The 7,352-nt window shown below is 38.5% G+C and carries 8 protein-coding genes and 1 pseudogene; 5 read left to right on the forward strand and 4 right to left on the reverse strand.

Going from position 1 to position 7,352, the window contains the following annotated elements:
• The first annotated feature begins 262 nt into the window (after positions 1 to 262).
• The gene (yfbV, locus tag L659_RS0109945) at positions 263 to 709 is read left to right on the forward strand and encodes a terminus macrodomain insulation protein YfbV (RefSeq protein ID WP_024590445.1); all 447 of its coding nucleotides are present in this window, start codon (positions 263 to 265) and stop codon (positions 707 to 709) included.
• Here the strand turns inward: yfbV and L659_RS0109950 are convergent.
• Genes L659_RS0109950 through xthA form a run of 3 tightly spaced genes read right to left on the reverse strand, consistent with a single transcriptional unit; the run spans position 706 to position 2,977 of the window.
• Positions 706 to 1,521, reverse strand: coding sequence for a putative RNA methyltransferase (locus tag L659_RS0109950; protein WP_024590446.1), 816 nt, complete (start codon positions 1,519 to 1,521; stop codon positions 706 to 708). The two genes, yfbV and L659_RS0109950, sit on opposite strands and share 4 nt — an antisense overlap.
• Positions 1,518 to 2,165: an energy-coupling factor ABC transporter permease gene (locus L659_RS0109955; RefSeq protein WP_024590447.1), complete on the reverse strand. Its 648-nt coding sequence runs from the start codon at positions 2,163 to 2,165 to the stop codon at positions 1,518 to 1,520. The genes L659_RS0109950 and L659_RS0109955 overlap by 4 nt, the downstream gene beginning before the upstream one ends.
• Positions 2,166 to 2,170: 5 nt before the next feature.
• On the reverse strand, positions 2,171 to 2,977 hold the full coding sequence (xthA, locus tag L659_RS0109960; protein ID WP_010554249.1) for an exodeoxyribonuclease III: 807 nt from the start codon (positions 2,975 to 2,977) through the stop codon (positions 2,171 to 2,173).
• 240 nt (positions 2,978 to 3,217) lie between these two features.
• Between xthA and L659_RS0109965 the strand changes: the two genes are divergently transcribed.
• The 4 genes from L659_RS0109965 to rluB all read left to right on the forward strand — a co-directional run bounded on the left by L659_RS0109965 (position 3,218) and on the right by rluB (position 6,009).
• A complete protein-coding gene (locus L659_RS0109965; RefSeq protein ID WP_024590448.1) occupies positions 3,218 to 3,649 on the forward strand; it encodes a hypothetical protein in 432 nt (143 codons plus the stop codon).
• Positions 3,650 to 3,876: 227 nt separating this feature from the next.
• Positions 3,877 to 4,398 carry an EF-hand domain-containing protein gene (locus tag L659_RS0109970; protein ID WP_007582579.1) on the forward strand — a complete coding sequence of 174 codons (522 nt, stop codon included), beginning with the start codon at positions 3,877 to 3,879 and terminating at the stop codon, positions 4,396 to 4,398.
• 151 nt (positions 4,399 to 4,549) lie between these two features.
• Positions 4,550 to 5,140 carry an SMC-Scp complex subunit ScpB gene (scpB, locus tag L659_RS0109975; RefSeq protein ID WP_024590449.1) on the forward strand — a complete coding sequence of 197 codons (591 nt, stop codon included), beginning with the start codon at positions 4,550 to 4,552 and terminating at the stop codon, positions 5,138 to 5,140.
• Entirely contained in the window at positions 5,137 to 6,009 is an 873-nt protein-coding gene (gene rluB, locus L659_RS0109980) for a 23S rRNA pseudouridine(2605) synthase RluB (protein WP_007582584.1), read from the forward strand. The genes scpB and rluB overlap by 4 nt, the downstream gene beginning before the upstream one ends.
• Positions 6,010 to 6,063: 54 nt before the next feature.
• On the opposite strand, the pseudogene L659_RS01000000122980 reads toward rluB, so the two are convergent.
• A pseudogene (locus L659_RS01000000122980) lies at positions 6,064 to 7,349 on the reverse strand (IS4 family transposase).
• Positions 7,350 to 7,352: the final 3 nt, after the last annotated feature.

Below are 7,352 nucleotides of genomic sequence, written 5' to 3' on the forward strand. Positions count from 1 at the left end.
TTTAGTAAGTAAACGTTAGTACGTAATCGTTACACTTACGGTATTAAATAAAGCTAAAACAATTGAGTGTTCAACTGCAAAGTGGTTAACGCAATGTTAAATACTTTACCTTAATTAAGATGTTTAAGTTAGGATTGTTCGCCATTAAAAGGTAAATTTAAGCTGTTTTACTGAGAAAGTGTAACTCTTTCATTTTGTGTTACACTTTGCGTATAGCTCGTTTTTCCATTGTATTTAAAAGCAGTATCTGTGAGGAGTCATGATGCAAAAAAGTGTGATGTCACAACTACAAACTGGCCGTTTGTATGGTAAAAAATGGCCAATGCGCAAAGAGCTTGCGCCTTTGTTTTTAGAGTTTAGAGTAATTAGAGCGACTGAGCTTGCCATTACAGTAATGCCAATATTAGCCATGCTAACATTGTTTTTTCAGCTAAATTACTTAGGTTCTGATTTTTTACCACAAGCCATTGCGAGTGCATTATTTTTTATATCTCTACCATTACAAGGCTTGTTTTGGTTAGGTAAGCGAGCGCAAACGCCTTTAGAGCCTGCGATGCAAAAATGGTATAACGAGCTGTACACTAAAATGGCTGCTAATGGATATCAAACGCAGTTAAGTGATAACAAGCCCCGTTATATGGAGCTTGCCAATTTACTTAAAGATATGTTTGATAAAATGGACAGGGCGTTTACTAAAGAGCAGTTTTAGAGAGTTACATCATTATCTATTTTGGTAAACTGAGTAATATAAAACGATAAGGTGACAGTGTGTTCACCTTTTTCTTCGAGTGCTGTCCAGTGCTCGGGTCTAAATTTCCATGCAAATGGCGTCATCATTATTAAGTTTTTAATATCAGTAAAGCTAAGCGCTACATGCTCTGTTAAAAGGATCTGCTCTGATTTTTGAAACCCTTTTGGAGTGGCTATTTCAGTATGTTCGTTTACTTCTGAATATATATACGATTTTAGCTCTTTTAAATGACAGGGTCCTGGGCTTGCAACCACTAATATTGCGTTTTGATTTGCTAGGCGTTCAAGCTCTTGCTCAAACAAAGGTGCAAATACACTTACAAGTACATCAGCAAATTGGCTTTTAAAGGGCGCTTGGCTGATTGATGCCACACTAAATTGGCAATTAGGGTAGCGCTTAGCTGCATATTTAACCGCTGATTTTGAAATGTCGACACCGTATACAACAGCATTTGTTTTATTTGCGATTGCTTGGGTATAAAACCCTTCACCGCATCCTAAATCAATAATAGTATTCGCACTTATATTACTAATTATATCGCTAAGATTTCGTTGTAAGAAGCCATAATAACCACGCTCTAAAAATGCGCGTCTGGCTTGTACCATTTCAAGTGAATCACCCGGTTGTTTTGAATTTTTCTGTTGCACAGGCAGTAAATTAACATAGCCTTCTTTAGCAAAATCAAAGCTGTGGTTGTTAGCACAACGAAGTGTTGAATCAGTTTTCAAAAGTGCTAGGTTACACAGCGGGCATTGATATTCAAGACTCATGAGCCTAGGTAGTCCTTATCGTAAAAAGTTTTTACCCAATGCGGGCGATAGGTGATCATAATTGTTATAGCCATGCCGTTGAGCATTGCTTCAGGAAACCAAATTATGGCACTTAAATAAACGTAGTTATCTGCAAGTTCTTGCCAATTGTATTGCCCTATAGCTAAGTAAAATAAAGCACCTAGGCTTATTTTTATACAGGCTATAAATCCTGCGGTTATAAACGCACAAACAAATATATAAACAAAAAAATGACGAGGTAAATATTGGTAACTAATTATAAAGCCAAGATAGCTCAATAAAATAGGAATAAACGCACCAATAAGCAGTTGTACTGGTAACAGCTCAAGTTCAATTTGACCAAAGGCAGCGAGTAGGGCTGTGGCAAGTAGGCTACTTAAAATAGTCAATCGCCAGCCTAAAATTAATGTAGCAGCCGTAACACCTAGGATGTGTAAATCAAGGCCAGTTAAAATGCCAGCCTTTATTCGCCAAAGCACTGCAAACACTAACGCACACGCAAGTACGCTAGTTTGACGGACGGGCGTACTAAGCAATGTTTTATATGTTTTTTTATCAAAGCTTAATAGAGCAATAATAATTACAAGAGCCCAAAGTAGCCCCTGTATTGTTAGGCTTAGCATAATAATTACTTAAATGTTGACCATATAGGGGCATGATCTGACGGTTTTTCAATACCGCGAAGTTCGTAATCAATACCTGTATCTATGCAGCGTGCTGCAAGCTCATTGGTTGCAAGCACTACATCTATACGAAGTCCTCGATTATCTACAAACCCTTTAGAGCGATAGTCAAACCACGAGTATTGATCGTCTGTTTCGGGGTTTTGCTCTCTAAAGGTGTCTTTAAAACCCCAATTAAGTAATGTTGCAAGCCATTCACGCTCTACCGGTTGAAAAGAACATTTACCCGTTTTTAACCAACGTTTAGCATTTACGTCGCCAATACCAATATCTAAATCGGTAGGTGATATGTTGATATCACCCATAACGATGACGTCTTGATCGGGTGTGTGATTGGTTTCAAGGTGTGTCATTAAATCTTTATAAAATTGACGTTTATAAGGGAATTTAGTTTCGTGATTAATATTATCACCTTGTGGGAAATAGCCATTCATGACAGTAAGGTCGCGACCGTTTTCTTGTTCAACAGTGACGCTTATCATGCGTTTTTGCGATTCATCTGTATCGGTGGCAAAACCTTTTAAGACCGATTTAGGCTCTTTTTTGCATAACATAGCTACGCCATAATGCGCTTTTTGACCATGAAAGTAGACGTGATATCCCATTTTTTGTACATCTTCTAATGGGAATGCTTCGTCGTGAACTTTAATCTCTTGCAAGCCAATAACGTCTGGTTGATGTTTGTCGATAATTGCTTGTAATTGGTGAAGACGAGCACGCAGACCATTGATATTGAAAGAAATCACTTTCATAAAATTTACCTTAAAATTGGTTCTATTTAATAGATTAAATTGTATCAGTAAATACGCGTACATAACATGACTGAATTGAGATAATAGCTGCGCAAATGTTGATCAAATGATGAGTAAAGTTTAAACATTGTGAATACAATATTAATTATTTAAATAAATAAAAAATTCAATTGAACTTAACTTTATTGAATATATAGTGCGCGAAATTCACTTTTTTAGCTCGTTCAAATAGGATCTCTCATGAAAACTCAACTACTTTTAGCCACTGCTTTACTAGCATCTGCAACTGCGTCAGCTCAAAGCAATACTTACTTTAGCCAAGATAACAAAATTGAGTCTAATTTATGTGTACTAAGTGCAAACGAAGGCTTTAGCGTTGCTCGTAAAGAAGCTGCCCAGCACGGTGTTTACCTATCTCGTTTTTCTAAAAGCATTTTATGTAATGGTGAAGATATTCGTGATATTGCTAAAAAAACGACATTAAGCAACGCATCAGTTGAGAAAGTAGAAGTATTTGCAAAAGACGCCCAACAAGAAACTCAATTATGTATGACGGCTTTAAAACAAGGTTTAGCACCTGTTCGTCAAAAAATTGGTAACCTAAACTCATTAAAATGTAATGGTCAAAACGTTACTGAGTTTGTTAAACGCTACCAAAACGCAGCAATCTAATTGTTAGCTTAACTATAATAAGTAAAATTGAAATGCCTGGTTTTTACCGGGCATTTTTTTGCAAAAATTACAAGGTTGTTTGCAAAGCTTGCAAGCTTAACTTATTGAAACTGTTTAATAAATATACCGACCGAGATTAAGTTATTGATTATTATAAGTTAACTATTATTGGCATTGGATTTGTATTAGTTAAAGTGACATTTAATTAATTACGAAGGATACGTCTTATGAAAAAGTTAACATTAGCAGCCACTATTTTAGCATCATTAAGCCTAGCGGCTTGTTCATCTAATCAAGGTCTTGAAAGAATAGACAGTGACTTTGCAAGTTTAGATAATGATAGCGATGGCTACATCTCAAAAGTTGAAGCTGATGACGATAGCATTTGGGGCCATTTTTCAAATATTGATACCAATATGGATAACGAAATTAGCCGCAAAGAATTTAACACTTATATGAAGCTTAATAATGGCAAAGTAGCCACTGATTCTGAAGTAAGTGAGTCGGCATTTAAAGCTGAAATTGCTAAATTCGATAAAATTGAAAGCAGTTTTTCAAGCTTAGATAACGACAGCAATGGCTATATCTCGGTAGTTGAAGGTAACGATGATGATATTTCAAATCATTTTGGTTACATGGATAAAAACCAAGATAAGCGCATCAGTAAAAGCGAGTTTATGGGTTACATTAAAAAATACGGTAACGCAGTAGCTGAAGATGATGCATTAGAAGCTTTTAAAAGTAACTAATAGTTACCATTTTAGTAAGTAAGATTAAAGCCAGTGCTAGTCACTGGCTTTTTTGTGTTTTAAATTTAGTTATTTGATAGATATATTTTCCTAGTTTGGTGTTGTTCTGTCATAATAGATGGCTGTGTATTTTTATTTGTTAAGAGTGTGTATGGCGGGTCGGCGAATTAGTGATGAACAACTAGTTGAGATCATTGAAGCAGCTATTTTTGTTGCAGATAAGCCTGTTAGTAAACGCCACCTCAAAGACATCGTATTAATAGATTTAGCTATTTCTATGGCACGAATAAATGACGCAATAGATACAATACAAGAACATTTTCAAACTCGTGGTATTCGCTTAGTTGAAGTGGGTAGTGGGTATCGGTTTCAGGCATGCAGTAGTTTAAGCCCTTGGTTAAATAACTTGTGGCAAGAACGCGCACCAAAATACTCGCGTGCTTTACTGGAAACATTATCACTTATTGCATACAGGCAGCCCATTACACGCGGCGAAATTGAGCAAGTAAGAGGTGTTACTACGGGTTCGAATATTATTAAAACCTTACTCGAAAGAGAGTGGGTTAAAGTGGTAGGGCATAAAGAGGTTCCGGGAAAGCCGGCTTTATATGCAACTACTAAGCAATTTTTAGATTATTTTTCGTTAACTGGACTTGAAAATTTACCTGCGTTGCCAACAGAGCAGCAAAGTAAAATTAACCAGTTATTGAGCGATCCTTCTGTGAGAGAACCATCCGAATGAGTATTATACAAGGTGAAAAGTTACAAAAAGTCTTAGCCCGTGCAGGCGTAGGCTCACGCCGTGAAATGGAAAAATACATTGACGCAAACCGCGTTAGTGTAAACGGTAAAGTGGCAAAGTTAGGTGACCGTGTTGAAGAAACCGATTTGATTCGTGTTGACGGACACAGTGTAAAAATCGAAGAAAAAGCAGACCGAATCTGTCGTGTGATTATGTATAACAAACCAGAAGGTGAGTTAAGCACACGTAAAGATCCTGAAGGGCGTCGTACTGTATTTGACCGACTTCCTCGTATTGATGGCGATCGCTGGATTGCGGTTGGTCGATTAGACGTCAATACATCGGGTTTAATGCTTTTTACAAACGATGGTGAACTAGCAAACCGTTTAATGCACCCAAGCTATGAAGTAGAGCGTGAATACTCTGCACGTGTATTTGGTGAAGTAACCAATGAAACGGTTAAAAACTTACTACGTGGTGTTGAGCTTGAAGATGGTCCAGCCAAATTCACGACTGTAACCCCTATGGGTGGCGAAGGCGTTAACCGTTGGTTTAACGTAACGTTAAATGAAGGGCGTAACCGTGAAGTTCGTCGTTTATGGCAGTCTCAAGATGCGGAAGTATCTCGTCTTATTCGTATTCGTTACGGTAAACTAGAGCTTGATAAGCGCGTGCCACAAGGTGGTTGGATGGAGTATGATTTAGAAACAGTAAACTACTTGCGTAAAACCGTTAAATTAGGCCGCGAAACACAAACTAAGCTTTCTGTTATGCCCGAAAAACGCAAAGATAAACGCGCTAAAATCAACCAAATTCGTAAAGCAGTTAAAAAACACAATCAGCGTGTTAAGCCGACTAAACGTAAATAATCAATTAGTTATTTATTGAACACAAAAAAGCCGCTAATTGCTAACACCATTCAGTTAAGCATGCTTTGACTTAATGGTGTACCGAGTTTTTGAAATTCGAACGGTCCTACTTTTGGGCCGTTTTCTTTTTTCTGGAAGAATATAACGTTTCACTCGTTCTCGCATTGCCCTTAATTTCTTTGGAATTGAACCTGGCGAAGCGATGGCACACCAGAGTATTTCATCCTGTATATCCCGCAAAGCCATGACAAAACTAATTCTCAGCGGGGAGACTTTAGCCTCTTTGGTATCTCTACTCGAATTAAATTGTAGGCTAGCAATATACCCCATAGCTCTTGATTGACTCCATCCACAGTCTGACTACGCAAAAGAATACTATCCTCAAGCATCTGGTGTTTTATTTCTCCATAGCTATTTTCAATTTCCCAGCGCTCGAAATAGACATCAAGAATGGCCTGTGCACCAAAAGCCTGTTTATCATCCAAAGAGCACAGCAGACCTTTTATTTTTCCAGGCCCCATTGGCTCAGGATAAAGAACCAGTCTGGCCTGCCAGCACTCAGGAAGCGAAGGGTCTTGTTTTCTGGCATGCGCAGATACACTCATCTCTACTTTGAAGTCATGCTCAGAGTAAGATTCAATGACGGTGTATTGCGTGTTGCTTTTAATCGGGACCATCCAGTGCGACTGTGGGTGTTGCTTACGCCAATTAATCAGTAGCTCAGCGCTGAGATAACATCGGTCAAAAATAGTTAGACTGTTATCACTTACATGACCAAATAACTGCTTTGCGTAGTTCACCTCACCTTGATAACTGGGCCCGAAGGCAACGTGGTGTATCAACCGGCTACGCAAGGAGCTTAAGGCGCATAGGCGTACAATAGGATATTCTGTATGACGGTTTTTACTGTGCTTAATATAGTGAAAGTGCTCAGCAAGAGCAGGTGTATCAGGTGCACGAAATTGCGTTCCATCAACAGAAAATAACCGGAGTCCATACCACGTATCATCAGCATCTTCTTCTTGTGTCCAACGGGCTGCACATAGGTGAAATAAGGCTTGGAGGGGGTCGCTACTCAGGCGCTGTCTCGCTTGAGGAATAGCACTTGGAGCAACCGTATCGCCCAGGGTATCAGTGAGTGTTAAATCTAACTTCTCAACAACGTCACTAATAGAGCGGTCGCGAAAAAGACCCATTGCAATGATAAGCCAGACGACAAGCTCAGCAGGTAACTTACGTTTGCGAATACTTGCTTTATCGGTCTGCTCGAGCACATTAGAAATCCACTCAAGAGGGATATGTTTCTGAAATGTAGATAAAGAGTCAGGAGTGGCGAATATATC

The organism is Pseudoalteromonas sp. S8-8 (genome assembly GCF_000497875.1).
GTDB classification, from domain to species: domain Bacteria; phylum Pseudomonadota; class Gammaproteobacteria; order Enterobacterales; family Alteromonadaceae; genus Pseudoalteromonas; species Pseudoalteromonas arctica.

Coding starts and splice junctions, on each gene's coding strand:
- yfbV (WP_024590445.1), top strand. CDS start 263: ATGCAAAAAAGTGTGATGTCACAACTACAAACTGGCCGTTTGTATGGT.
- L659_RS0109950 (WP_024590446.1), bottom strand. CDS start 1,521: ATGAGTCTTGAATATCAATGCCCGCTGTGTAACCTAGCACTTTTGAAA.
- L659_RS0109955 (WP_024590447.1), bottom strand. CDS start 2,165: ATGCTAAGCCTAACAATACAGGGGCTACTTTGGGCTCTTGTAATTATT.
- xthA (WP_010554249.1), bottom strand. CDS start 2,977: ATGAAAGTGATTTCTTTCAATATCAATGGTCTGCGTGCTCGTCTTCAC.
- L659_RS0109965 (WP_024590448.1), top strand. CDS start 3,218: ATGAAAACTCAACTACTTTTAGCCACTGCTTTACTAGCATCTGCAACT.
- L659_RS0109970 (WP_007582579.1), top strand. CDS start 3,877: ATGAAAAAGTTAACATTAGCAGCCACTATTTTAGCATCATTAAGCCTA.
- scpB (WP_024590449.1), top strand. CDS start 4,550: ATGGCGGGTCGGCGAATTAGTGATGAACAACTAGTTGAGATCATTGAA.
- rluB (WP_007582584.1), top strand. CDS start 5,137: ATGAGTATTATACAAGGTGAAAAGTTACAAAAAGTCTTAGCCCGTGCA.